We start from the raw sequence: 24296 nt of genomic DNA on the forward strand, positions 1-24296 counted from the left end.
AACCGCACTGACTGGGCGTGAGAAGCGCGAGCGTGGGCCTGATCCTGGGCCAAGGCCAGGACGAGCGTGAGCTTTGCAGGCTTGCTTGAATTCGCGGAAGCGCCAGGCGATAGCGCGAAAGAAACATGATATAATGTGAGCCAATACTGGCTAAGTTTTACACTGCATTCAGAGATGTCACTTTACCTTACCGCCATAGCGAGGAGGAGGGGCGGAAGTTCCATTGCCGGGCGAAAACAGTAGCAAAATGATTAGTTTTCTGCACGCTTCTCGCACGAGGCACCTGAATGTAAGGAAATAGTAGTTGATTGGCGGAGAGAGGAAAAGCACAGCATGGCAATGTTTGAAAGCTTATCAAAACGCTTAGAAGGTATATTCAACAATCTGAGTGGGCAAGGCAAGCTCACCGAGGAAGACGTCAATGCGGCTCTACGCGAAGTTCGTATCGCCTTGATGGAGGCTGACGTCAATCTTAAAGTTGCGCGCAAATTTGTCGAACGAGTAAAAGAGAAGGCCATCGGCGCTAACGTAATGGGTAGCCTCTCTCCAGCCCAGCAAGTTCTTTCCATCGTCAATGAAGAATTGGTCGAGGTCCTGGGCGGTAGCGATGGTAAAAACAAGCTTGATCTCAGCGGGAACCCACCCAACATCATTATGCTGGTTGGCTTACAGGGTTCTGGTAAAACGACGACGGCGGCAAAGCTTGCCAATTTTCTGACTAAACAGGGGCAGAGGCCCTTGCTGGTGGCTGCCGACATGTATCGTCCCGCCGCTGTTAATCAGCTGAAGACGTTGGGCAAACAATTGAATATTCCCGTCTATGCCGAACAGGCCGGAGCCGATCCTGTCGATATCTGCGTACACTCGCTCGATTATGCGCGAGAGCAGGCGCGCAACGTGATCATTCTCGATACCGCCGGCCGCTTAAATATCGATGAGCGTATGATGCAGGAGGTTATGAATATTCGGGCCCGCCTGCAGCCGCAGGAGGTCTTGCTGGTAGCCGATGCTATGACCGGACAGGAAGCCGTACGCGTAGCCGATGACTTCAATCAGGCCGTCTCGCTCACTGGCATGGTCCTGACGAAAATGGATGGCGATGCGCGCGGTGGCGCCGCGCTCTCTATTCGCTCGGTAACCGGGGTCCCGATTAAATTTATGGGCGTAGGCGAGAAAACTGACGCATTGGAGCCTTTCTATCCAGACCGTTTGGCCTCGCGTATACTAGGAATGGGAGATGTACTTTCACTTATCGAAAGAGCCCAGGAGACTATTGACCAGGAAGAGGCGCTCAAGGCCCAGGCCAAATTGCAGCAGGGCAAGTTCGATCTTGAAGATTTCCTCAATTCTATGCGCCAGCTAAAGCGCATGGGACCACTACGCGGCGTGATGGAGATGATCCCGGGCTTCAATAAGCTTGCCGCGATGCCTGAAATGGAAGAGGCCCTAGAGGGAGATCAGCTGAAGTTCATTGAGGCGATTATTCTCTCGATGACCAAGGAAGAACGACGCAATCCAGATATCATTAATGGCAGCCGTCGTAAGCGTATCTCGCGCGGTAGCGGGACGACAATCCAAGAGGTAAATCAGCTACTTGAGCAGTTCGGTGAGATGCGCACAATGATTCGCCAGATTAGTACGGGTAAAGGCCCGTGGGCGCAACTGGCCCGACAGTATACAGGAAGCGCCGGCATACCTGGCATGCCAGCTTTGCCTAAAGCTGGTGGCAAGAAGACCGGGAAGGCTGCGCGCAAGGAGAAGAGAAAGCAGAGGGCCAGAAGCGGAAGGAGGTGATCCTCTATGCATTCACCGCATTCTGGAAGCGCTCGGCGCCTTGTGGCGCGAGCAGCATGCACAACGCTATTATTCGGTCTCATGCTGCTCACGAGTGCTTGTGGTGGTGATGCACATACGCAACAGCAAGCGCATCAACAGCAGGCACAGCTCGATCAGCAACTCGCGCAGGCACGAAAGATCGGCGTGCCTGCTCCGCTTCTAGAGCCTATTCTACAAAAAGAGCAGCAAATAGAGTCAACGCATGCCCCTTTGCCGTTCGACGATCGGGCTGTCAATGGATATTATCAAGATCTTGCCTCTCAATATACTCAGTTACAAGGCCAGGTCCAGGCTGCGATTACTGGCAGTACGGCTAGCGCGCAGTTGCAGGCCCGGCAAAAGTTGCAGAAGCTCAGTCTCTTGCTCGCACAACAGGACACTCAGAAATACGTTCAGGTTTTCCAGTTCTATCGGGCGCAGCTGAAGGCTGCCCATTATCCTAAAGAATATGTAGCGCTTAGCAGTAATATGGAGACAACTATCAAGACTATTGGCCTCCAGCATACGCTCTCGGCACGCTTGCAGACGCTACAGCACACGCTTGAGCAGCTCCAAAATACCGAGCTGGATCTGAGCTTGCTTCAGGTCCAGTACCAGAACGATCAGCAATTGTTCAAGCAGGCGCTTACGCTTCAGGATTTCCAGCGCCTCAACGGTTTGATCGAGGCTCAATATCAACAGGCAGCTGTCGGCTCGCTTCTGGCTTTTCCCGCCGTGTCGCAATTGCGTCTCAAGGAGCTTACTGAGCAGATTGCCCAGTTGAAAAGCCAGGGCTTGGATGCTAGTTCTTATGAGCAGCGCTTGCGGGCGGACCAGGCCCTGATTGCTGCCCATCCCAGCTTCTCGCACTTTTTAACGTTCGTCAGCCAGATAGACGAGGACATCATGTCCGCACGTATTGACGTCCTTTCTCAGCAAGCCAGAACCCTGCTTAAACAATTTCACCAGGAAGTGGAAAGTTGGGGAAATGCGCATCTTTATCATGACAGCTATGATGGCCAGGCTTATCCGCTGGATGCTGGCTACATGCAGCCGGGCATCGGCTCAGATCTTGATACAATGTTTAGCGATGCCACAACACTCCCCAGGCTCCAGGCCGTGATTGCTGCTGAGAACGATGCCCTGTTCAACTTGCATCTGTTGGAGGCTGATTATGCAGATCCTACGCCTTATGATCAGGTCCATAAAACTGACCTGCAGATGATAGATCACTATAACTTGCAGAAGCGCAAGATTGTGCTGGTCTCCCTGGCTGAGCAGGCTATGCGTGTCTACCAGGATCGGCAACTGGTGCGGGCTTTCCATGTCACCACCGGGCGAGTAGAATTGCCAGCTGTGCCAGGAGTCTGGCCAGTGCTAAATCGCTTAGCGCCTACCGTCTTCAGGTCCTCGGAACCGCCGGGTTCGCCCTACTGGTATCCTGATACGCCGATCAACTATGCCATTATGTATCATCAGGGGGGCTACTTCATTCATGATTCCTGGTGGCGTGACGACTATGGCCCTGGCACTCAATTTCCGCACGCCGATGCCAGCGGCAATCAGGCCTTTGCCGGAAATGGTAGCCATGGCTGCGTCAATATGCAGGAAGATGAGGCCGCCTGGGTCTATAACAATAGTGATTGGAATACTCTGATTGTCATCTATTAAACGTCAGGGATATTGGCTTAGCTTCCTGCAGGCAGGCTGTGTAGCAGCTCTATAATGCTGGCGCTGGAACTTCGCGCCTGGTAAGCAGGTGGAAGGCGATGGGCAGTAAGCTGAGCCACAGGAGCGCCAGGCCAATAGGAAAGCATATTGAGGGAAGGAGGGTAATTCCTTTTTGTAGCGAGGCAATTCTTGCCGATTGCAGGTCCGAGGGGCGACACAGAATGAAATGAACTCGCAGTCAGGAGGTAAAATTATACATACGCGGCTCGTATGGTATATAATGAGGCAGAGCCATTGTCATTGCAGCAGATATGGCCTGCCCACTGAATTGATGGAGCCGCGTGATGCAGCAGGTATCACCAGCACAATCGATCCCACGAGCCATCCACAGGATGGCTGCCAGGCAGCAGCTTGGTGCACCTTACATGGCCTGCACTCCTCGCACACCCATGTATATGTATTACCTGGTTGGTCCCCTTATTGTAATTGTTGGTATAGGCATCATTACGGCTTTCGCCCTGTCATATAGCTTCTTTCGCGACTGGCCACTCTGGCAAGCCTTACTCATTCCGCTCGTCGGAGCGGGTTGGATAGGGGTCGGTTTATGGATTATGCTCACACCCTGGCTCTATCCACGCCTGCGCGTCTTTGTCTGTCCTGACGGCTTAATCTGCCTCAGGCGTAAAGCCCAGATTATCCGTTGGAATCAGGTAGAGCAACTCTGGCGCTCTGCCCATAGAGAGGCCAATGGCAAGCTTAGCTACAGCTATCGTATTCAATTGCGCGCTGGCCCGGGAATTGTCTTCGCGAGCGACTTGTGCAACGCCGAGATGCTCGGAGCTTTAGTAGAGGATGAGATAATCCATAACCAGCTCAACGCATCTTTTGCTGATTATGAGGCAGGCGTACCCCTAATCTTTGGCGATATTATTGTGAGCTTGCAGGGCATCGGCTTAAAGCATATGCCTGAGATAGTCGCGTGGAATGAGGTGGAGAATATCGATATCAAAGATACAACAATGAGCATCTATAAGAAGGGCCTGGCCCGTGCCTGGTCACAACTTGACATTGCACGCGTGGCCAATGTGGGTGTCCTGACTCGCCTGCTCGAATATATTAAACAACGGCCAGTACAGCCCCAATTACCCCAGCTCAAAGCTTACTATGCCGGGATGTATCTACGTTTTGGTCATCTGCAGCTCAGCTTGCAGGGAGTGAGCCTTGATAACGGAAGAACGCTCTTTCCCTGGAGCGAGATTGGTAGCATTGGGGTTGGCCCGGGCGAAGTGATGCTGAAGAGAAGGGGTGAGCCTAGCGAATGGTATGCCTTGTCAAGACGAATGATCGATGATGTAGCGACGCTCAAAAAAGTTCTTGAGCATATTTTAAACAGCGACAAGGTTTTGTGAAGGGCAATCACGCAGAACGCTCTCATTCCGATCATTCCCAACGTAATTGCCCCAGATGCAACATTACCGCTCCAGCTCATCGATCGGGGTAGAGGACGCAGCTGCTAGCGTTTCTTCCTTGTGGGAGGAAGCAAGCCAGGCTGCACGATCGGGAGCTGCTGATAGAGCTCAGCGCCACTGAGGTGTGAGCGCCAGCTTTTAGCCGCCTTAAGATCCTGCACAAAGGCAGTTTGCAGATCCACGCCTAGAGCTTGCCAGAGCAGACTTATGGCACGTCGGGCGAAAGCTATATCGTTGCGCGGCTCAATCCTGTCAAGATCCTCGAAGAAAAAGCCGCAACTGGTAAAACTGCACTGCTGGTAGTATTGGGCCTCTAACAGCTTCAGCGTGCGCTCAGCCAGCTGGCTATCAGTGGGAGCCTCCTGGCCCTTTCCGTAGCGGGCCCAGAAGCTTGCGGCGCTCTCCCAGCCGTTGCGCAGAGCCAGGTAGCCATCGCGGGCGGCCCAGGGATCGCTTAAGGTTTCGCTAGCATAGCGCTCAAACAGCTGATCGGCACGCATGGCCAGATTGTTCAGCGCCTGGCGTAAAGCCTTTTTCCAACTGCTATCGCCTTCAGTACATTCGCAGCCAGTACTCCAGCGCGCCACGCCGTGTCCACAGCTCCAGGAGCTAGGAACACGCAGTTCAACCTCTTTTGAGGCTGGATACATCAGCATGTAGCGCTCCAGTGTGCAGACCTCAAAGCCGTAGTCGGGCGCACCATGTTCTACCAGATACGAGAGAAACTTATCGCGCCAGGGTTTGTGATGTCCATATAATTCGCCATCGGTCGCTATGAGGATCATCTGAGCCTGGCCTGCTTCCAGTTTGCTCTTGACAAGGTGTTCGGGCAGGTAGGAAGCTGCGAAAATGTCGGCGTTATTGGTAGTATTCCAATCGAAAGAGACGCCGCCCGAGAGTGGCGCATTATAAAAGAATACAGTGATGCGGCGACCGGAGGGCAGAGCGACCAGGTAGGGCTCAGACGGGTCTACTGACGTTGCCGCCTGCCAGGGAGCCAGAACCGTATAGGTGACCCCGTTGCGGGCCAGCAAGTCAAGGGATTCCAGGTCTACCGCCGTCTCGGCCAGCCACATTCCATGAGCATCATGCCCATAGCGCCGGCGAAAATCCTGCAAGCCCCATAGGATTTGCGTTTGTTTATCGCGAGATGTTGCCAATGGTAAAATCGTATGGTTATAAGCCTGAGCTAGCGCGTTGCCCACCCCATAGCGCTGCATATGCTGGTGATCAGCCTCAATGATGCGCTGATAGACATCGGGGTGGTTTTGCTCCAGCCAGGAAGCAAGTGTAGGTCCTAGATCATAGCTGATAGCCGCAAAATTGCCGGCAAGTGCATTTGGTCGATAACATTCAGCAGTAATCTTTTCATTGTAATTAGCATAGGGAGCTGCCCCTGGTTCTAGAGGCATTACATGGTTAAAAGGATCTTCGCGCGGAGGCTGATAAAAATGACCATAAAGACAGAGAAAAGTAGGACCGACGCCGGGGATTGTAGCGGCACTTTCAGAGATTGTTTGCTCGATCATGAACCACCTTCACTGATAGTTGACAACCTTGCCGTACTAGAGAGAAAATGCACGATTGTCTCATCTATTAATGATAACACATCAGAAGTTCAAGAAATTTCGCCAAAGCCCTCCACACATGGCCCATCCATGTGCACCATGTACGGGATCAATCCCTCTGCCTTAAAGACATGCTTGTGTTTTTAATACGAAAAAGCTAGTACTAATAGATGCAAATATGAGTCATCTCTTTTTGTGTCCCGCCAGAGGTGGAGAGGCTGGGGGCGCACATCCGCTAGATCGCGGCGCGGCCACCCAGTCCCCGGTCAAGGGACAATGCCCTGGCAAACCCTGCGCGAAACATTTCGGGATGATACATGTAGTTATTTAGGCACTCATGCTGCCCTGAGCGCTCAGCAGAAATTCCTCATAAGCCTCACGCAATTTGGGATAGCGCAGCAGGAAGAAGCCGGCATACTCTTGCGTCAGCGGGCGAGGCTGGCGCAGCAGATGCATATTTACCTCCTTGAGCAAGCGGTTTCCTTTCTTGCCATTACAAGCCTTACAGGAGGCGACAAGGTTTTCCCAGGTGCCTTGTCCCCCACGTGAGCGTGGAATAACGTGATCTATTGTCAACTCACGACTACGCTTGCCACAATACTGGCATGTCTCGTCATCGCGCAGCAGAATATTAGAGCGGGTCGGGTGTAAAATGACGCGTGGGACGCGTACATTGGCCAGTAACTGCACAATTACAGGGCGTTCCTGCTCAAGTCGGCGAGCAGCGATACTCTCCTCGATCAAAGAACGCACTTTCTCATCAACGAAAGCAACCTTTTGCTTTGAGAGCAATACGACGAGACGACGTTCGGGAATGACCGAGAGAGGTTGTAGCGAGGCATTCAATACAAGAACAGGCATGAGTAACTTCCCTTCCTCTCTGTCAGGGCCAACAACAGATGCAGACAGCGAGGACGAGAACTGAACCGGACAACCTGAAGGAAACAATCTCAGCGTTCAGTCCTGTTTATGCGCCATCTGCGAGGATCGGATGGATAAGTACGAGGGAGCTTTGCATGTCCAGGGGATGAAGGCACAGGTGCAGAGCCATCTCCTGCCACGGCTCCCGGGATACGACGTATCCGAGAACTCCAGCATGGAGAGATCAGATACTCCTCTATTGAGGGCTTTGAAATTATCTGATGCCTCTGCCTCATAACAACTCCTGTGCGTCTCTGTGATGACTCATGCGACACGCTTTACTTTTGCTTAAGACTTAATACAAGAGAGCGTGCCAATCCTGGTCGGGGTGAGAGGACTTGAACCTCCGACCTCAGCGTCCCGAACGCTGCGCGCTAGCCGACTGCGCTACACCCCGAGAAACTTCCATGCGGGCCAACTTCGCCGAACTTATCCAGCGAGCTAAGCAATACTTTCCCTGGTAAAACCAGGTTCTATCTGCACCGCGAGCACTTAGTTTGCTCGAAGTTAGTATAACATACCCTGCCGATCTTTGACAAGAGCAAATCTGTGCCAAAACTTGTCTATTTGTCTCTACAGGTCCAACTCAGCCAGCCGAACGCTGATCTTTTTAAGCAATCCTCAGTTTTTTGAGCTCGTAAACGTTCTTTTTATTAGAGCAGGCTCTTATTGACTCATCGGCCATCTGTGCTGAAAATTTTTTCTGTCCTTTCTATTTCTCGCATTGATTGTAATGAATATACAAAACGGTGTTGCAAAATCTAAACCAGACAGGGCATTTTTTAATCTAGAATTAACCTTTTGCTAACTGAACAATGTAGCTTGCATGCTATGCTCATTCTTGAATAGATCGCTATGGGTATGTAAGAAGGTGTGCCATAAAAAAAGGTTCTACGCGAAAACCTGGCTTAGATCTTGATCTCTCTCGTCGTGAGCTCCAAAAGAAGGGCGCCAGCCCTATGAGCCGCATCAAAGCTGGTAGGATCGGGTTAGAGCAGCATTGTGAATACATATTGGGCAGAGATGGCTGTGCAGAGAACGGGGTATTCCGCTAGTTGGCAGGGCAATTTCATAGATACCTTTATATGTATATAAAAATGTGGAGGATGCTACTATGCTGCAGAATAGTCGCGCAAAAAAGGTGGCCGGGATTATTCTTATTATCCTGGCGTTACTTTCTGTGGGCCTGGCAGGGATATTGCTCAGTAACACTTTGTCTAATAGCGCTGTTGACGCCCAGCAAGCCAATGGCCAGGTACGTAACTTTACACTGTATGTGCGCAGCACCTGGATCAATATGCCTAATGGGACAAAGATGTGGGCCTTTGGCTATACAGACAATCCTAACGGCCAGGCCAAAATTCCCGGTCCCTCGATCGTTGTTACGCAGGGGGATACTGTAAACATTACTTTAAACGATAATAAGGACCCGACCAGGACGCAATTCAATCCTGATGGCGATGGCCATACGATCCATCTGCACGGCCTTGATCTGCCCAGCGCGATGGATGGCGATCCCATGACTGCCCCTGGCGGCCATGCCGTCATGCAGGGTCAGGCCTATACCTATCATTTTGTGGCTAAGTATCCCGGCACTTACTGGTATCACTGTCATCAATCGGCAGCCGAACATATCCAGATGGGGATGTATGGTGCGCTTATCATCAGGCCGGCTAATGCTTCCAATCAAGCCTATCCTGATACGCCCACATTCGATAAGGAATATACCTTTGTGCTCAGCGATATGGATAGTGCGATGCACCAGACAGACTATGATGGATTATATAAGGGCGGCAGTGATCCTAACTGGACCAAGTACCAGCCTGATTACTTCTTCATCAACGGCAAAACCTGGCCCGATACGATGATGGATCCCGAAGATAGTATCAATGCAACTGTAGGACAGACGGTGCTGGTACGCCTCATCAATGTAGGATATGTAGTGCACGCTATTCACACGCATGGCTACCATTTTCAGGTTATCGGCAGCGATGGACGTAAGCTCGATGCACCCTACTATAAAGATACGCTCTCCATCGGGCCTGCTGAGCGCTACGAGATTATCCTCAAGCTGGATCTAGCCGGCCGCTATATGCTGCACGATCACGCGGAGCAGATGAATACTAACAATGGGGAATATCCGGGCGGTATGATTACGATGATCAATGTGAATAATCCTGATGGCTCCAATCCGGTGCCGATGAAGCAGCTTATGCAGCGCTAGAGCGCTGCGCAGGATACTTGAGTTCCCTGCGTAGAACCAGTTTAGTGCTACTGCATGGAAGAGCCTGGGAAGATTTTTTAGGGACTAAATAACTTTTTCTCTCTAACTCGCCTACCACAATGAGTAGGCGAGTTTTGCGCTGCCCTTTTTGCGCTGACTTGTGAGATAGCGCAATTGTTCCTCTTCTCCCCACGCTTCTGACCAATGCTGAGCCTCAATAGCCTGCTTACTGTGTTGCAAAAATCGCAGTTGTTGAGAGTGTTGCATGAAGATTTTATAATGTTCACGTTTTCTAGTATTTATTCTATTACAATATTTTAATTTTTTATCAAAAGCTTGACCCTTGATGAATCCATCTCCTAAACTGGTATTAGATTGAAATACATGAAATCTATATTACATGTTGAGCCCTTATCCACCTGGCGCGAGATGTGATGAAACCATACGGAAAGGACAAAGCCATTGTAGATCATAACAGGAAAGAAATACACGTTGCTACACCGATGTTGAGCAGTTGCATTGTGACGCTTCCCAGAAAGGAAATACCATATGAGTCAAGTCAATGTTCTAGGGACATGGCCCTCAAATTGGGGACCGGTGACCTTTACGGGGACTCCTGATCATCTTAGCGGACATTGGGATCAAGGAGAAGGAAAGCAAGGGCAGATCACGGCAGGCTTTTATAATCCTACTACCGGCCTGCTGGTCTTTTCCTATTACCAGGCCTGGAACAATCAAAACGGAGTAGCGGGCTTCCTTCTTTCTGAAACCAATCCCTTAGTCGGCAATTGGGCTCAACCTAATGGCAGCCATGGAGGGTGGGATCTCATACGGACAAGGGAAAACCCCGCCAGTCACATCAATGTGGTGAAAACATGGTCATCAGCCTGGGGACCGGTGACCTTTACGGGGACTCCTGATCATCTTGGCGGACATTGGGATCAGCAGGGGGGAAAACAGGGGCAGATCACCGCAGGCTCGTATAATCCTACTACCGGCCTGCTGATCTTTTCCTATTACCAGACCTGGAACAATCAACATGGAGCAGCGGGCTTCCTCCTTTCTGCATCGGGCCACTTCAATGGTCAATATGTTCAGCCCAATGGTAGCCATGGAGGGTGGGATCTGACCCCCTAGCGGTTTGCTTGAAACTGACCAGGAACGCTGAGAATTTCTGCCTCTGGCCACAGTCTTATTTTACCGCTGGCCTAAGATTTTTGCCTGCTGCAATAGGCGCGTACCAGGGCCTCAGTGTTCCAGTTTGGGCGAACAGTGGCCGGGATTCCATGATCCCGGCCCATGCTTCAGGCGTTGGCAAGAATTTGCTTTACCAGGGTATCGGCCAGCTCTAGCGAATAGTTCTGGCCGCGATCGTGCGGGTAGACCTGAAACATATTGGCAACCCACAAACCCGCCAGGGGCGTATTGAGCGGCGGGATATGCTCACGGTACTCGGTGGTGACGATTGGCTGCGCGAAGGGAGCCTGGAAGACCCAGCTTTCCTGTATCCATTCAGGCTGGAAGGCAGGTACAAGGCGTTTGAGGGCGGGTGTAAAGCTAGCGATGACCTCTTCTTTGCTCAGGGAGAAGAGCTGATCGTGCATAGGACGATAGTTGCCAAGATAAATGAGATGCTTTCCTCCATATTCATGGGGCTGGCAAAAGTTGGTGTGTTCGACCAGGGCCATAAAGGGGTAACCAGGATCACAGATGTTGATCCAGTAGCAGCTAGTGGTAAGCTGCCGATCCAGGGCCAGGATCAGGCAGTGGGCGCCGTAGGCCTGGCCCCATTCGTAGCGCGCGCGATAGTCGGCGGGCAGGGCTGGAATGAGGCGACAGGTGAGCCGCGTTGGTAAGGTAGAGATCACGCGGTCAAAGTCCCAGGCGCCCTGGCTGCTCTCGATATGCCAGCGTCCCTCCTGCTGTTCAACTTTCTCGACGCGCGTTCCAAGCAATACTTTGCCTCCCAACTGCTCAATCCGCTCGCGCAGCCGTTCATAGAAGAGCTGGAAGCCGCCGCGCAGGTAGCCGAGTTGGGTGGTGCGATCATGGAAACGGGCCCAGAACCAGGGCAAGGCTATCTGGTCATAGAGTGCACCAAACTTGCTCTTAAAGAGTGGCTCAAAAACCATTCGGTAAGGCTGCGCGCCCATCCAGCGGCGCAACCAGGCATCAGCAGTTTTGCCTTCAAATGGCCGGGGACCGCTCAGCTTGAGCCAGGCCATGACCGCGCCTACGCGTAGACGCTCATCTATGCGCCAGGGTTTAAAACGCAGCAAGGAGAGCGGCGAATCGAGCTGATGGAACTCGCCATTGATCAAGCTAACCGTGCGCGGCCGCCGCCAGGTCAGGTGCTCGCCCAGTCCTAATTCTTGTATGGCCTGAATAGCTGTTTTATCGGTGCGGAAGATGTGATGGTAGAATTTTTCTAGCCAGACATCACTACCACTGTGGGGATGAAAACCGGCGGCCAGCCCTCCGGCAATCTGCTCTTGTTCAAAGACTATAACAGGTTGATGAGCCTGCGCGAGACGGTAAGCCGCCATCAGGCCTAACGCGCCGCCACCAAGAACCGCGTATTGCATAATTCCCTCGTTTACCTTACGACCATGCGTGATTTTCGCTCTATTGTATCATAGCAGGTGCTCATCTTTAGCAGCCAGAATGTTACGGCATAGAGCTTTGCCGCTCCTACCTTGTCCGCTATTCGTCGGATGCTAACCCAAATTACCCAAATGCGTGAAATCTGCGGGCTCGCTCACCCAATGAGGATGATTTGCCTTATCAGGCTCTATGCTATACTTGCTCTAGCCTGTGACAGATTCAATACTTAAGCATAATTTTCTGCTTGAGGGTTGGCGAACAGATGCCAGTCTCAAGACATCAGCATGTTGCTCAGGAGGAGATATTTGCTCGATCTTGCTACCAATCGGCTCCCCTGGCATCCCACAAGCTTTATTGGGCGCCAGCAGGAGATAAACCAGCTCTGTGCCTTGCTTCAACGCCAGGAAGTGCGCCTGTTGACCTTAACCGGACCGGCAGGCGTGGGAAAGACGCGCTTGAGTATAGAGGTAGGCACGCGGCTGATAGAGAAGTTTGCTGATGGGGTCTTTTTTGTCCCGCTGGCCTCTGTGACTGATCCCCAGCAGGTTGTGATGGCTATCCTGCAAACGCTCTCCATTGACGAAGTGGGAACCGTTTCCCCACTTGCCTCTTTGCAAACGGCGCTGCGCGACAAAGAGCTCTTATTAATTCTTGATAACTTCGAGCAGGTGCTTGAAGCTGGCACTGTCCTGGCGGCGCTGCTGGCTGCCTGCCCACGCCTCAAGATGCTAGTAACGAGCCGGATTGTGCTGCGCTTGCTGGCCGAGTGGGAGGTGATGCTTTCTCCGCTCTCCATTCCTCCTACTGATCCGCCGTTGGACCCTGATCAGCTCTGCCACTATGAGGCAGTGGCGCTCTTTGTGGCGCGTGCGCAAGCTGTAAAGGTTGACTTTGCGCTGAGCAGTGCTACCGCTGGAGTGATCGCGACCATCTGTACGCGCCTGGATGGCCTGCCCCTGGCTATTGAGCTCGCGGCTGCGCGCAGCAAATACTTTTCGCCCCAACAACTGTTGGCGCAATTAAAAGATGCTTTGGCGATCCTCTCACAGGGAGCCTCCGATTTGCCTGAGCGCCAGCGGACGATGCGGGCGGCGATTGCCTGGAGCTATCAGCTGTTAACGGAGCCGGAGCGGCAGATCTTCCGCCGTTTGAGCGTGTTTGCTGACAGCTATGATGAAGAGGCTGCGGCAACTGTCTGCAACGCGGCCAGCCCGATACCTATATCGGTCCTGGAAGGCATGCTCTCGCTGGTGGATAAGAGCCTGCTCCGCTCGCTCCAACACGCCGAACATGCGCCTCGCTTTCAGATGCTCACTCTGTTGCGCGAGTTTGGTCTTGCCTGCCTGACCTCGGCGGAAGAAGTCGAGCCAACGCGGGAAGCCCATGCCACCCTCTACCTCAAGCTTGCCGAACAAGCACCAGTGGAAAGGGAGCAGAAGCAGTGGCATGATCGCCTGGAACAGGAACATAGCCATCTGCGGGCGGCTCTGGCCTGGTGGTTAGAGGGGACGTCGCGCGCAAAGCAAGAGGCCACGGAGCTTGCGCTGCGTCTGTGCCTGGCTTTGAGCGAGTTCTGGCAACGACGAGGCCATCAGCGCGAGGCGCGCGACTTTTTTGAACGCGCCCTCCAGCAGCGAGAAGGCGTCTCAAAGGAGCTCCAGGCCAGGGCCCTCTATCAGCTTTTTCTGTTAGAAACGACGCAAGATGACTATCAGGCTGCCGAGGCACACCTGGCGGAAAGCTTTGCCCTCTCCGAAGAATTGGGCAGCGGGCGGGATTGTGTTGTGTGCCTGACGGGTTTTGTCAGGCTGGCCTTAATCCAGTGCCAGCATGAGGTGGTGAAGACAAGAGTTGCCGAGCTGCGTAGGCGCTGCCAGGTGGTGGCTGATGATGCCAGCCTGGGACTGGCTCTGACGTTTTTTGCGCGCTCTTGCTGGCTGCAGGGGGATTATGCTCAGGCGCGGGAACTGCTGGAAGAGAGTAAGAGGTGCTATCAAAGGGCGCAGAGCCCGTATGTGCTTTTGCCGCAAACGCATCTTGCCAGGTTACTTTTTCTTGCCAACCAGGATCTTGCGCAAGCGCAAGCTCTGGCAGAACAATGCCTCAAGGGCTGGCAAGCGCTAGGTGAAAAGGAGCAGAGCGCAAGCACGCTCAATCTCTTAGGACAGATTGCTCTGTTCCAGGGAGGGCTGGCCCTGGCCCAAAGTTTGTTTGAGCAGAGTCTGGCAATCGTGGAAGAAACGCTCGATCGTTCCATGAGGGCTGAGATGCTGCTCGGCCTGGCGCGCCTTTGTCTCCAGAGGCATGAGCCGGAGAGGGCCTGTGAGCTTTTCCAGGAGATTGTAACCCTCTTACGCGAAATCGGCTCTCGGCAGATTCTTCCCGCTGCGCTTGAAGGATGGGGCTTTGCGCTGGCTCGAACGTGCAGGCCTGGGCAGGCGGCGCAGCTGTGGGGAGCAGCGCTGCTGCGACGAGAGAGCGCTGGCATCAAGAGGCAGCCAATCGAAGTCCCCTTCTACGAAAGCCAGGTGCGAGAGGTAAGAAGCCAGCTCGGCGAGAGCCGCTGGAACGCCGCCATAGCGCAGGGCAAGGATATGACCCTAGAAGCTCTTGTGGCCCACGTTAAGGCTGCAGAGCCCGCCGCCTTGCCCCATAGGGAAGTGGGCGAGCCGAGCAAGACGCAGGAGCCTGAAAATAACTCCCCACTGCCTGCAGGCTTGACGGAGCGCGAAAGTGAAGTCTTGCGTTTATTGGCGCAAGGCTTGAGCAATGCCCAGATTGCCGAACGCCTGGTCATCAGTCCGCGCACCGTCACAACGCACCTGAGCTCTATTTATGGCAAGATAGGCGTGAGCTCGCGCAGCGCTGCGACGCGCTACGCCGTTGATCATAACGTGATTTGATCTCTTGCTGCTTCCCTCTTATGCGTACATTTGAACTACGTAACAGTACGTAGCCTCGCTCTCCTCACCTGGCTTTTGCCTCGAAGCAGGGATACGTCGGGAGATACGAACTTTGACGGATGTGCTTCGTGGCTGTCTCCGGCTATACTCTGGCGTAGAGGGATGAAGGAAATACACAGTTAAAGCAAAAGGAGACAAGGAGATGACCTATATTATCCCTAAAGCCCAGCTAAGCAATGGAAACCTGTTTCAAGGCGGTAAATACGACAATGTGCCGATTTCATTCTTCTGGGTCGAGGCGGCTCCCGGTCGGGGTTCCCGCCTTCATTGCCATCCCTATGCAGAAGTCTTTGTGGTGCAGGAAGGTCAGGCTACCTTCACCGTAGGTGAGAGCACCATAGAGGTTGAGGGCGGACATGTCGTCGTCGGGCCGGCCAATATTCCTCACAAGTTCATCAATTCTGGAACAGGACCGCTGCGCATGATCAATATTCATCCGAGCGAGCAGACCATCCAGCAATGGCTTGAAGAGTAGCCTGCCTTTCTCCCGCCACGTTATAACGCTTTATACAATCAACAATAAAAGGAGTATTTAGATGAGGAAAATTACAGTTCTTACTTTCGTAACACTTGATGGCGTCATGCAGGGGCCTGGTGGACCAACCGAAGATCCCAGCGGAAACTTTACCCTTGGTGGCTGGAATGTTCCCTACTTCGACGCGTTTCTTGGCAACGTTATGGGAGAGCAAATGAGCCAGCCGTTTGATCTCTTATTGGGCAGAAAAACCTTCGAGCTCTTTGCTAGCTATTGGGCTCAGCGTGAGGAGGAGGGCGCGGGCATTAACAACGCCACCAAGCACGTGGTTTCGAATACGCTTACAACCCATCCCTGGAAGAAGACTGTCTTTATCAAGGGAAATGTGGTGGATGAGATTAAGCAGCTCAAGCAACAGGATGGTTCTGACATCCAAGTCCACGGCAGTAGCCAGCTCATCCAGACCTTATTGAAGCACGATCTGGTCGACGAGCTGTGGCTCAAGCTATTTCCTGTGACTCTGGGAACCGGAAAACGCTTGTTTGAGACAGGAACGCCTCCCGCTTCCTATACCCTGGTCGAGGCAAAATCTTCCCCCAATGGGGTGATTATTGCTAGCTATAAACGTGCAGGAGAATTGCAAACTGGATCGTTTGTTTGATCGTTCAGCTTAAAGCGGGCTTTAAGGCCATTTTGGCGCGCTGAAGGGGTCCCGGAACTGAGCGCAGAAGCTTTCAGCCTGGCGTATCCCTTCACATGTGGATGGCTTGGCCGGCTTCCCGCAAGCGCAGAAATCCGGAGTCGGTCTTGCCTGCGCTATACCGAAGTAGTAAGCGCGAAGCACCATTCATCTCGATCTCTTTTACTGCCAATTTCTCCAGCAACGTGAGCGGGGCAGGTGTGTTTAGCTCTTTACTCTCGCCCTGGCCGCGCCGGCCGATCTCTAAAAGATCAGGCAATAGTATTTCCGGTTTTGTGGCTCTTCCTGAGAATACATAAATGTAACCACTTGCGATATGCAAGTGAGAGGCGAGAGAAGGAAAGAGCACGATCTGGTCGGGAGGCCAGCAGATATTTCACTAAGATATCGCTCACCTCTCTTAGATCGGAAAGGAAAAAGAAGTGAAGACAGCAGTTCAAGAGCGTGACATCGTTCTCGATACTATGATAGATACGATTGGTGCAGAAGCCAATATAGCGGCTCCGGTGAAGAAGGAAAGGTCCGTCAAGCTGGCCCTCTCGTTCATGATTGGCTGCGTTGCTCTGCTCATGACCGGGTTTGCCATCATCATTCCCGTTTTTCCGCAACGTTTGCAAGCCCTGGGGCTGGGATCTGAGACGCTTGCCTTGATGGAAGGAGCCTTTGGTCTGGGGATGTTCCTCTTTAGCACGCCGATGGGAACCTGGGCCGGGCGGATCGGGCGCAAACCCATCCTATTTCTCTCACTGGCCGGCTACATTGTCACAAATCTGCTGTTGGCCTTTATCAATATTCCGTTGCTCTTTATTCCCATTCGCTTTGTTGAGGGGATGTTGATCTCTGGCCTGATGCCTGTCGCCATGGCCATGATCGGCGATACGATTCCCCAGGAACGACAGGGGCGTTGGATCGGCTATATCACGACTGCCGATGCGGTTGGCTTAGCGCTAGGCCCTGGCATTGGAGGCTTTCTGGGTCAGACCTTTGGCTTTAGCAGCCCCTTCCTGCTCACAGCCGGTATTGCCCTGCTTGCTTCCTTGCTGGCCATCTTCCTGGTGCCCGAGACCCTGCCCGAGCATGTGAAGCTAGAAGCCAGGCAGGCAAAGGCCAATCGTATAGCTGGCGTGCAGCAGAAAAAGGAACAGGGCTTTGTTCACCTGATCTGGCTCTTTGCCTCCTTCCTACTTATCGACTTTGGCGTGATCTTTACCTATCCCTTCGTCTTCCCACAGTATCCCTTCTTCTTTGAGAAGGTTCTGCACTATAGCCCGGCTCAGTATGGCTTGATTATCAGCACTTTCGGTCTGGCCATGGCGATCTTCCCACTCTTCCTGGGGCGCCTTTCGGAGACCATGCCGAAGAAGCCGCTTATCGTCGTCGGAAGCCTGCTCTTTGGCGCCCTTAACCTGTTCATGTTTGTGACTCCCGTCTATGGACTGCTCCTGGTGGGATCTGCCCTGACAGGACTGGGAAGCGCGCTGATCACGCCGGCCATTGGTGCCATCTACCTTGCGGCGACTAACGATAAGAATCGCGGGCAGGTGATGGGGATGCGTGGCTCGGCCATCTCGCTGGCAGTGATGCTGGGTCCCCTGGTTCAGGCTGCGGTTGGTCCCTGGATCACACCCCATATCACCTTCGCCATCGGTGTAGCCCTCTCGTTGCTCATGGCTCTTGTCGCCTTCGTCCTTGTGAAGCCGGTGAAGTCGACAGCCAATCGCTGAGGTGAGGCTAAAGCAGCCTCGCTTCAGGTGGGAAATTATTTCCCACCTGTTTTTTTTAGGCATACTTAAAAATAACTTACTCATCAGCGTACTTACTAAAATATGTTGCCAAATTGTCGAAGAAGTTTTCAAGGAGGAGAAGCAATCGTGATGGATACCTCAAATGAAGCTCAGGTCCGCGAGTTGATCGCAAGCTGGACGCATGCGGTTCGTAGCAAGGATAGAGATGCTTTGCTTGCCTGCCATACAGATGATGTTGTGCTCTTTGACGTAATCCCCCCTCTGCAGATTCAGGGCTTGGAGGCGTACAGGCAGCAATGGGAACTCTTCTTTGCCGTTGATCCAGGAGGGCCAGGGTCTTTCGAGCTGACGGATCTACACGTTAGTACCGGCGATACCATAGCTTTTGCTCATGCCTTGCTCAAAGTTGCCGGAAGCACAGCGCGCCTCACCCTTGGCTGTCGCAAGCTTGATGGCAAGTGGCTGATCGCTCATGAACACCATTCTTTTAGCAGCAAATAAAAGGGAAGCGCCGCCTCTTGTAGCCCCTAGAGTCAGGCTTTCAGCTTCGCTCAGGGCTCTGATGGGGAAGAGCAAAGGTTAATTTATATTGCGAATTACCAGAAGCTTTTAAAACGATCTCTCGAAAAGTTCATCTAACCGAAGTACTGCTACAAGCTAACAAAGAAGAAGAAGTATGACAATGGCAAAGCGTGAGCCAAGGGCTGAGCAAAATCTCAGTGGCTATGGAGCGCCGCCTATCCCCTGGGCGCAGGTAAACGAGCGCCTGGAACAGGGCTTTCCGCAGATTCCGGGATCAGGTGGACCGGATCGACATACCTGTTGGCTGGCAACGGTCAGGCCAGATGGCAGGCCACACGTCATGCCTTTGGGAGTTGATTGGGTGGATGGTGCCTTGTATTTCAGTACGGGAGCTGCCTCCCGCAAGGCCAGGAACCTGGCGCACAACCCTCAGTGTGTGATTACAGTTGCTACTCACGATTTCGACATCGTTGTAGAAGGCAGAGCGAGCAGGGTAACGGACTCGGCGCTCGTGGCGCGCCTAGTCAGAATGTACCAGGAGCAGGGCTGGCCTGCGAGGGTAAGCGAGGACGGGATCTCGCTGACTGCCGACTATAACTCGCAGAGTGCAGGGCCGCCACCGTACCTCATCTACGAAGTTATCCCCGAGACCATTTTTGCCATCGGAACGACGGAGCCCAATGGAGCTATGAGCTATCGATTCTAAACAGACGGAGAGTCGATAAACATGAGGCAGCCCGAAAAGTTGTGAGCAGGGATGCAAGGGCCAGGGCTTAAAAATCTGGCCCATAAGACTGATAAGTACGGGAAAGGCAGGCCATTGAGATCAGCGTGCAGAATGTAGTATGATGCTACCCACGACCCACGCTAGCGAACTCGTTGTAAAGACAGGGACCTGCTTATGCGATGTTTAACTATTCTTACCTGCCCGGTCTGCGCGACAGGCTTTGAGCAGATCGACAAGACGCTCACCTGCGAGCATGGACACACCTTTGATGTAGCCCGCGAAGGCTATGTCAATCTGCTTAAGAAGAAGCTATCAGGCGATACGCGCGAGATGCTCACCGCCAGGCGCAGCTTCTTTGCTCATGGCTATTATGCTCCGCTCGCGGATGCCCTTACGCGCTTGCTACATGCCTATTTGCCGCCGGGTCAGCCTCGCATTCTTGATGCTGGCTGTGGCGAGGGTTATTATCTTGGCCATATGCTGCACTATCTCTCCAATCAGCCTGGCTATGAACAAAGTTGTGCTCTGGGTCTTGATGTCTCGAAAGATGCAGTAAAGATGGCGGCAAAGAAATATCCAGCGGCAAGTTTTGTCGTGGCTAACCTTAAGGAGCGCCTGAGTATCGCTGATAGCTCTGTTGAGGCCATTCTTAACGTATTTGCGCCGCGCAATATGGATGAGTTTGCACGCATTCTGAGCGCGCGAGGCCTCTTGCTGATCGTTATTCCGGGCAGCGAGCACTTGCAGCAACTACGCTCAGTTTTGCCTCTGCTGCAAATCGAAGAACACAAGCAACGTCACGTGCTCGAACAGGCGGCGGCACATTTTCATTTGCTGACGACAAGTGGTCTGAGCTATACCCTGCAGCTTGCCCGTGAAGAGATAGCGCAGCTGGTCACGATGACTCCTAACTACTGGCATCTCTCGGACGAGGCCCGCCAGAGCCTGGAGACGCTGCCGGAAATGGCGATTACTGTGAGCTTTCTCTGCCTGCTTCTGCAAAAGATCTGAGGCTCTATTCCATGCGCGTATGTTTAGCGGCGGACTGAGAAGGCGCTAACGGCTCTATCTAGAGGAGTTGGCAGCCCTCAGCCCGCTGCGGAGACGCCGCTATACGAGCTTATAACGACGTAGTTTCCTTACTCTTGTGTGGTACGACGAGCAAATAGAGGTGCTCTGTCTCATCGTAATAGAACTGGATATTATTATGTTGGAGCCAGCGGTAACATTGGTTAAAGAGATTATCCGCGTGCCGCTTCTCAGGGGGCGTATTGACCATTTCCTGCAAGAGCCTGGCCCGATTGAGCTGGTCGAGGATCACGAGCACTTGCTGGCGCGAAGGCGTCGTAGGCGTGTTGCAAGTTTCCTTTTCTTCCATATTGCGTTCCTGCACTTTCCCTTCTATCCGAGACATGACACAACTCCACATTCTTTAAAAAATAGCACTACAACTTAACCGCTCATCTGCCGCCTCGCCTCTACGTTCTTTGGCTTAGCCTTCTTTCCCACCTCTTTGGGATTTGCCTGTAATGTATAGCATGCAGCGCTTTCCAGCAACGGAAAAGCGCTCGGCTATTCTTCAAGAAGGGCAAGCGATCAGGATCAAGGCAGGCTTGTTAGCAACTACAATTCCGCGCTACAACAACACCTTCTTCTTGTCTTTCCGCAGGCTATGCCGCATGTAGCTCACAGCCACCAGGCCTTAACAGCTTAGCGCCTGGTCCGCAAACAGAAGCTTTCTTTAGATTAAAATATGATGTTGACATAAGAAAAATGTTGAATTTGATAATTGGTGTTGCATCTAAATACAAATACGAAATGATTATGCGTAAAGTAACAGCGAGTTATGGCTAAAAAGAAAAAGTGTGCGGGCAGGCGCTCAAAAAATAGATGAAGCATCCAGCTTATTATGCGGATGCTTCATCTAAAGAATCTGGCCCTATAGGCTGGGATCAAGCGGATTTAGTGCGTCGTCTCCTGACCTGGTGTCCAGCGCAAATTTGGCTTACGGGCGGCCAGAGCCTGATCGAGTCTACCGATCACAGTCGTATGAGGAGCCGTCTTGACAACCTCCGGATCGCTGCGCGATTCCTCAGCGATCTGGCGCATGGCGCCGACAAAGGCATCGAGAGTCTCGCGTGTCTCCGTCTCGGTTGGTTCGATCATCATGGCCTCGTGCACGATCAGCGGGAAGTAGACAGTAGGGGCATACATACCGAAATCGAGCAGGCGCTTGGCCACATCGGTAGCTGTGACGCCGCTCTCATCCTTCTGGCGTTGGGCTGTAGCCACAAACTCGTGCTGGCAGGTGAGCGGATAGGCAATCTCATAATCGCTGGCCAGCTCGTGCTTAAGATAGTTAGCGTTCAAGATCGCGCTCTCGGAGACATGGCGCAGGCCATCGGGTCCGTTGCTGCGTATGTAGGTATAGGCGCGCACAAGAACTCCAAAGTTGCCTTTGTTAGCGCGTACCTTACCGATCGATTGCGGGCCGGCGTCGGCCCAGTAATATTCACCTTTGCTATTTCTTGCAGGCAAAGGACCGGGCAGGAAGGGCACTAGATGGGCATTCACCCCGATAGGTCCGGCGCCTGGCCCGCCGCCGCCGTGGGGCGTGCTGCAGGTCTTGTGGAGATTGAAGTGTACGACATCGAAGCCCATATCGCCAGGGCGCGTAATGCCCAGTACGGCGTTAGCATTGGCGCCATCATAATAGAGCTGGCCGCCGGCCTCGTGAACCAGGCGCGCGATCTCCACAATATTGGCATCGAAGAGGCCCAGCGTATTGGGATTGGTAAGCATGATCGCGGCAATCTGCGGCGCATAGCTAGCCAGCAGCGTGCGCAAGTGATCCATATCAACGCCGCCGGTGCTTGCATCGGTCTTGATCTCAACAGCCTTGTAGCCGGCCAGGGTCGCGCTGGCTGGATTCGTGCCATGAGCATTATCGGGGATAAGCACCAGGTGGCGTTCGCCCTCGCCTCGACTTTGATGATAGGCCTTGATCAGCATAAGTCCGGTCAGTTCGCCATGGGCGCCGGCCGAAGGCTGCAGCGTGACGCGGTTCATCCCCGAGATTTCCGCCAGGTATTGCTCCAACTCGTAGATCAGCTGAAGCGCGCCCTGCACCGTCGTATCGGGCTGCAAGGGATGGATATGCGCAAAGCCGGGCAGCCCGGCCATATCCTCATTAATCTTAGGATTGTATTTCATCGTACAGGAGCCCAGCGGATAGAAGCCCGTATCGACGCCAAAGTTGCGCTGCGAGAGATGGGTATAGTGGCGCACAACCTCGATCTCGCTCACCTCGGGAAGCGGGGCCGGTTGCTCGCGCAGCAAAGCGCCTGGAAGCAGGTTTTCAACGGGCTCGGCAGGCACATCAAGGGCCGATAATGTCGCGGTCCTTCGTCCCGGCGCGCCTTTTTCAAAGATTAGCTTCTCAACACTCACGCCTGCACCTCCTGCAAAACTTTTACCAGATAATCAATGTCTTCTTTTGTACGTACCTCGGTGACACAGAAGAGCATATGGTCGTCCATGCCAGGATAGCTCTCACCGAGTGGATAGCCGCCAATAATATTGGCGCGCTCAAAATGCTGCTGCAATTTGCTGGCGGCCACAGGAGTTTTGATCACAAATTCATCAAAGAATGGCCCCTTAAAAGCAGCTTCAAAGCCTGGAAGCGCGGTAATCTGCCGGAAGGCATAGTGGGCTTTTTGCAGGCAGAGCTCGGCCAGCTCGCGGAAGCCCTGCTTGCCAAGCGTGGCAAGAAAGATAGTGGCGCCAACGGCTAGCAGCGATTGGTTTGTGCAGATATTGGAGGTGGCGCGATCGCGGCGAATATGCTGCTCGCGAGTCTGCAGGGTTAGCACATAGCCTGTCTGCTTCTGGCCTCCCTCCTCGATGGTCTGGCCGACGAGGCGTCCTGGTAGCAAGCGCATAAACTTCTGCTTAGAGGCGATAAAGCCAAGAGCAGGCGCGCCATAGCTCATCGGATTGCCAAAGCTCATCAGCTCACCTACGGCCAGATCTACATTATATTCGCCTGGAGGGGCCAGAATGCCTAAAGATGCCGGCTCGGTAATCGCTGTCACGAAGAGCGTTTTGCCTTTGTGCGCCAGAGGCTCAATGGCTTGCACATCTTCTACACAGCCAAAGAAGTTAGGCTGCTGAATGATTACAGCGGCAGTCGCCGGACCCACGGCGGCATCCAGGTCTGGCAGCGAGGTCACGCCGTTGACTGTCGGAACCTCTTTGACGCTAAAGCCACGCGCAAAAGCATAGGTATGTAAGACGCGGCGATACTGTGGATCGACGCCGGCAGATATAACGATCTCTCCCTTGCCGCCGGGACCCAGGGCCATCAGGGCGGCCTCGACGACGGCTGTTGAGCCATCATAGAGCGAGGCATTGGCGATATCCATTCCTGTGATCTGGCTGACCATGGTCTGGAATTCGTAGATGGCCTGCAGCATTCCCTGGCTTACTTCAGGCTGGTAAGGCGTATATGAAGTAACAAATTCCGAACGGCGCTGCAGGTGCGAAACGACGCTGGGGATTGTGTGGTCATAAGTGCCTGCCCCAAGGAAAGAAATTGTAGTATCAAGACTTTTATTTTTCTGCGCCATCCTGGTGAGTAAGCGCTTGAGATCCGGCTCGGTAAGAGCCGAGGGCAAATTGAGCGGCTGTTGTAAGCGTATATTCTCCGGAACAGGCTGTAGCAGGTCCTCGATGCTTGAGAGGCCCATATGCTCTAGCATTGCCTGCTGCTCCTCCGGCGTATTGGGTACATAGCTCATGCTGGTGAACTCTCCCTTGAGGTATAGCAGCGCCCTTGCTGCTTTATCGCGCAAGGAACAAGGAACGCTTTCATAGATCGGACATGTAGTTAT

At 53.1% G+C, this 24296-nt stretch carries 19 protein-coding genes and 1 tRNA gene; 12 read left to right on the plus strand and 8 right to left on the minus strand.

The window, feature by feature from the left end; translation table 11 throughout:
• The first annotated feature begins 339 nt into the window (after positions 1-339).
• The 3 genes from ffh (at position 340) to EPA93_RS33590 (ending at position 4895) form a co-directional block, all read left to right on the plus strand.
• The gene (ffh, locus tag EPA93_RS33580) at positions 340-1794 is read left to right on the plus strand and encodes a signal recognition particle protein (protein ID WP_129894725.1); all 1455 of its coding nucleotides are present in this window, start codon (positions 340-342) and stop codon (positions 1792-1794) included.
• 6 nt (positions 1795-1800) lie between these two features.
• Complete coding sequence (locus EPA93_RS33585) at positions 1801-3486, plus strand: L,D-transpeptidase (RefSeq protein WP_129891706.1); 1686 nt, start codon at positions 1801-1803, stop codon at positions 3484-3486.
• Positions 3487-3830: 344 nt separating this feature from the next.
• Positions 3831-4895: a DUF6585 family protein gene (locus EPA93_RS33590; RefSeq protein ID WP_129891707.1), complete on the plus strand. Its 1065-nt coding sequence runs from the start codon at positions 3831-3833 to the stop codon at positions 4893-4895.
• Positions 4896-4999: 104 nt separating this feature from the next.
• On the opposite strand, the gene EPA93_RS33595 is transcribed toward EPA93_RS33590, so the two are convergent.
• From EPA93_RS33595 to EPA93_RS33610, 3 genes are all read right to left on the minus strand, one after another.
• Positions 5000-6484 carry a DUF3536 domain-containing protein gene (locus EPA93_RS33595; protein ID WP_129891708.1) on the minus strand — a complete coding sequence of 495 codons (1485 nt, stop codon included), beginning with the start codon at positions 6482-6484 and terminating at the stop codon, positions 5000-5002.
• 366 nt (positions 6485-6850) lie between these two features.
• Entirely contained in the window at positions 6851-7384 is a 534-nt protein-coding gene (locus EPA93_RS33600) for an HNH endonuclease (RefSeq protein ID WP_129891709.1), read from the minus strand.
• 380 nt (positions 7385-7764) lie between these two features.
• A tRNA-Pro gene (locus tag EPA93_RS33610) sits at positions 7765-7841 on the minus strand.
• Between the two features lie 717 nt (positions 7842-8558).
• Between EPA93_RS33610 and EPA93_RS33615 the strand changes: the two genes are divergently transcribed.
• Together EPA93_RS33615 and EPA93_RS33620 are read left to right on the plus strand one after the other, a co-directional pair.
• On the plus strand, positions 8559-9668 hold the full coding sequence (locus EPA93_RS33615; protein ID WP_129891710.1) for a multicopper oxidase family protein: 1110 nt from the start codon (positions 8559-8561) through the stop codon (positions 9666-9668).
• Positions 9669-10217: 549 nt separating this feature from the next.
• Positions 10218-10805, plus strand: a complete 588-nt coding sequence (locus EPA93_RS33620) for a hypothetical protein (protein WP_129891711.1) — start codon at positions 10218-10220, stop codon at positions 10803-10805.
• A gap of 167 nt (positions 10806-10972) precedes the next feature.
• Here EPA93_RS33620 and EPA93_RS33625 read toward each other — a convergent pair whose 3' ends face one another.
• A complete protein-coding gene (locus EPA93_RS33625) occupies positions 10973-12253 on the minus strand; it encodes an NAD(P)/FAD-dependent oxidoreductase (RefSeq protein ID WP_129891712.1) in 1281 nt (426 codons plus the stop codon).
• 324 nt (positions 12254-12577) lie between these two features.
• Here EPA93_RS33625 and EPA93_RS33630 point away from each other — a divergent pair, with 324 nt between their 5' ends.
• The 3 genes from EPA93_RS33630 to EPA93_RS33640 all read left to right on the plus strand — a co-directional run bounded on the left by EPA93_RS33630 (position 12578) and on the right by EPA93_RS33640 (position 16371).
• Entirely contained in the window at positions 12578-15175 is a 2598-nt protein-coding gene (locus EPA93_RS33630) for a LuxR C-terminal-related transcriptional regulator (protein ID WP_165423570.1), read from the plus strand.
• A 202-nt stretch (positions 15176-15377) separates the two neighbouring features.
• Positions 15378-15710: a cupin domain-containing protein gene (locus tag EPA93_RS33635; RefSeq protein WP_129891714.1), complete on the plus strand. Its 333-nt coding sequence runs from the start codon at positions 15378-15380 to the stop codon at positions 15708-15710.
• Positions 15711-15771: 61 nt separating this feature from the next.
• Positions 15772-16371: a dihydrofolate reductase family protein gene (locus EPA93_RS33640; protein ID WP_129891715.1), complete on the plus strand. Its 600-nt coding sequence runs from the start codon at positions 15772-15774 to the stop codon at positions 16369-16371.
• A 91-nt stretch (positions 16372-16462) separates the two neighbouring features.
• Here EPA93_RS33640 and EPA93_RS33645 read toward each other — a convergent pair whose 3' ends face one another.
• On the minus strand, positions 16463-16669 hold the full coding sequence (locus EPA93_RS33645; protein WP_129891716.1) for a hypothetical protein: 207 nt from the start codon (positions 16667-16669) through the stop codon (positions 16463-16465).
• Positions 16670-16832: 163 nt separating this feature from the next.
• Between EPA93_RS33645 and EPA93_RS33650 the strand changes: the two genes are divergently transcribed.
• The 4 genes from EPA93_RS33650 to EPA93_RS33665 all read left to right on the plus strand — a co-directional run bounded on the left by EPA93_RS33650 (position 16833) and on the right by EPA93_RS33665 (position 20415).
• The gene (locus tag EPA93_RS33650) at positions 16833-18134 is read left to right on the plus strand and encodes an MFS transporter (RefSeq protein WP_129891717.1); all 1302 of its coding nucleotides are present in this window, start codon (positions 16833-16835) and stop codon (positions 18132-18134) included.
• Positions 18135-18284: 150 nt separating this feature from the next.
• Complete coding sequence (locus EPA93_RS33655) at positions 18285-18656, plus strand: YybH family protein (protein WP_129891718.1); 372 nt, start codon at positions 18285-18287, stop codon at positions 18654-18656.
• Between the two features lie 175 nt (positions 18657-18831).
• Positions 18832-19383, plus strand: coding sequence for a pyridoxamine 5'-phosphate oxidase family protein (locus tag EPA93_RS33660; protein WP_129891719.1), 552 nt, complete (start codon positions 18832-18834; stop codon positions 19381-19383).
• A 195-nt stretch (positions 19384-19578) separates the two neighbouring features.
• A complete protein-coding gene (locus EPA93_RS33665) occupies positions 19579-20415 on the plus strand; it encodes a putative RNA methyltransferase (protein ID WP_129891720.1) in 837 nt (278 codons plus the stop codon).
• Between the two features lie 109 nt (positions 20416-20524).
• Here EPA93_RS33665 and EPA93_RS33670 read toward each other — a convergent pair whose 3' ends face one another.
• From EPA93_RS33670 to gcvPA, 3 genes are all read right to left on the minus strand, one after another.
• Positions 20525-20818, minus strand: a complete 294-nt coding sequence (locus tag EPA93_RS33670) for a hypothetical protein (RefSeq protein WP_129891721.1) — start codon at positions 20816-20818, stop codon at positions 20525-20527.
• Between the two features lie 548 nt (positions 20819-21366).
• Positions 21367-22854: an aminomethyl-transferring glycine dehydrogenase subunit GcvPB gene (gene gcvPB, locus EPA93_RS33675; protein WP_129891722.1), complete on the minus strand. Its 1488-nt coding sequence runs from the start codon at positions 22852-22854 to the stop codon at positions 21367-21369.
• Positions 22851-24203, minus strand: a complete 1353-nt coding sequence (gene gcvPA, locus EPA93_RS33680; protein WP_129891723.1) for an aminomethyl-transferring glycine dehydrogenase subunit GcvPA — start codon at positions 24201-24203, stop codon at positions 22851-22853. Before gcvPA ends, gcvPB begins: the two co-directional genes overlap by 4 nt.
• Between the last annotated feature and the right edge of the window lie 93 nt (positions 24204-24296).

This window comes from Ktedonosporobacter rubrisoli (assembly GCF_004208415.1).
Lineage (GTDB): Bacteria > Chloroflexota > Ktedonobacteria > Ktedonobacterales > Ktedonobacteraceae > Ktedonosporobacter > Ktedonosporobacter rubrisoli.

Excerpts from the sequence above, each read along its gene's own strand:
- ffh (WP_129894725.1), top strand. The coding sequence starts at position 340 with ATGTTTGAAAGCTTATCAAAACGCTTAGAAGGTATATTCAACAATCTG.
- EPA93_RS33585 (WP_129891706.1), top strand. The coding sequence starts at position 1,801 with ATGCATTCACCGCATTCTGGAAGCGCTCGGCGCCTTGTGGCGCGAGCA.
- EPA93_RS33590 (WP_129891707.1), top strand. The coding sequence starts at position 3,831 with ATGCAGCAGGTATCACCAGCACAATCGATCCCACGAGCCATCCACAGG.
- EPA93_RS33595 (WP_129891708.1), bottom strand. The coding sequence starts at position 6,484 with ATGATCGAGCAAACAATCTCTGAAAGTGCCGCTACAATCCCCGGCGTC.
- EPA93_RS33600 (WP_129891709.1), bottom strand. The coding sequence starts at position 7,384 with ATGCCTGTTCTTGTATTGAATGCCTCGCTACAACCTCTCTCGGTCATT.
- EPA93_RS33615 (WP_129891710.1), top strand. The coding sequence starts at position 8,559 with ATGCTGCAGAATAGTCGCGCAAAAAAGGTGGCCGGGATTATTCTTATT.
- EPA93_RS33620 (WP_129891711.1), top strand. The coding sequence starts at position 10,218 with ATGAGTCAAGTCAATGTTCTAGGGACATGGCCCTCAAATTGGGGACCG.
- EPA93_RS33625 (WP_129891712.1), bottom strand. The coding sequence starts at position 12,253 with ATGCAATACGCGGTTCTTGGTGGCGGCGCGTTAGGCCTGATGGCGGCT.
- EPA93_RS33635 (WP_129891714.1), top strand. The coding sequence starts at position 15,378 with ATGACCTATATTATCCCTAAAGCCCAGCTAAGCAATGGAAACCTGTTT.
- EPA93_RS33640 (WP_129891715.1), top strand. The coding sequence starts at position 15,772 with ATGAGGAAAATTACAGTTCTTACTTTCGTAACACTTGATGGCGTCATG.
- EPA93_RS33655 (WP_129891718.1), top strand. The coding sequence starts at position 18,285 with ATGGATACCTCAAATGAAGCTCAGGTCCGCGAGTTGATCGCAAGCTGG.
- EPA93_RS33660 (WP_129891719.1), top strand. The coding sequence starts at position 18,832 with ATGACAATGGCAAAGCGTGAGCCAAGGGCTGAGCAAAATCTCAGTGGC.
- EPA93_RS33665 (WP_129891720.1), top strand. The coding sequence starts at position 19,579 with ATGCGATGTTTAACTATTCTTACCTGCCCGGTCTGCGCGACAGGCTTT.
- EPA93_RS33670 (WP_129891721.1), bottom strand. The coding sequence starts at position 20,818 with ATGTCTCGGATAGAAGGGAAAGTGCAGGAACGCAATATGGAAGAAAAG.
- gcvPA (WP_129891723.1), bottom strand. The coding sequence starts at position 24,203 with ATGAGCTATGTACCCAATACGCCGGAGGAGCAGCAGGCAATGCTAGAG.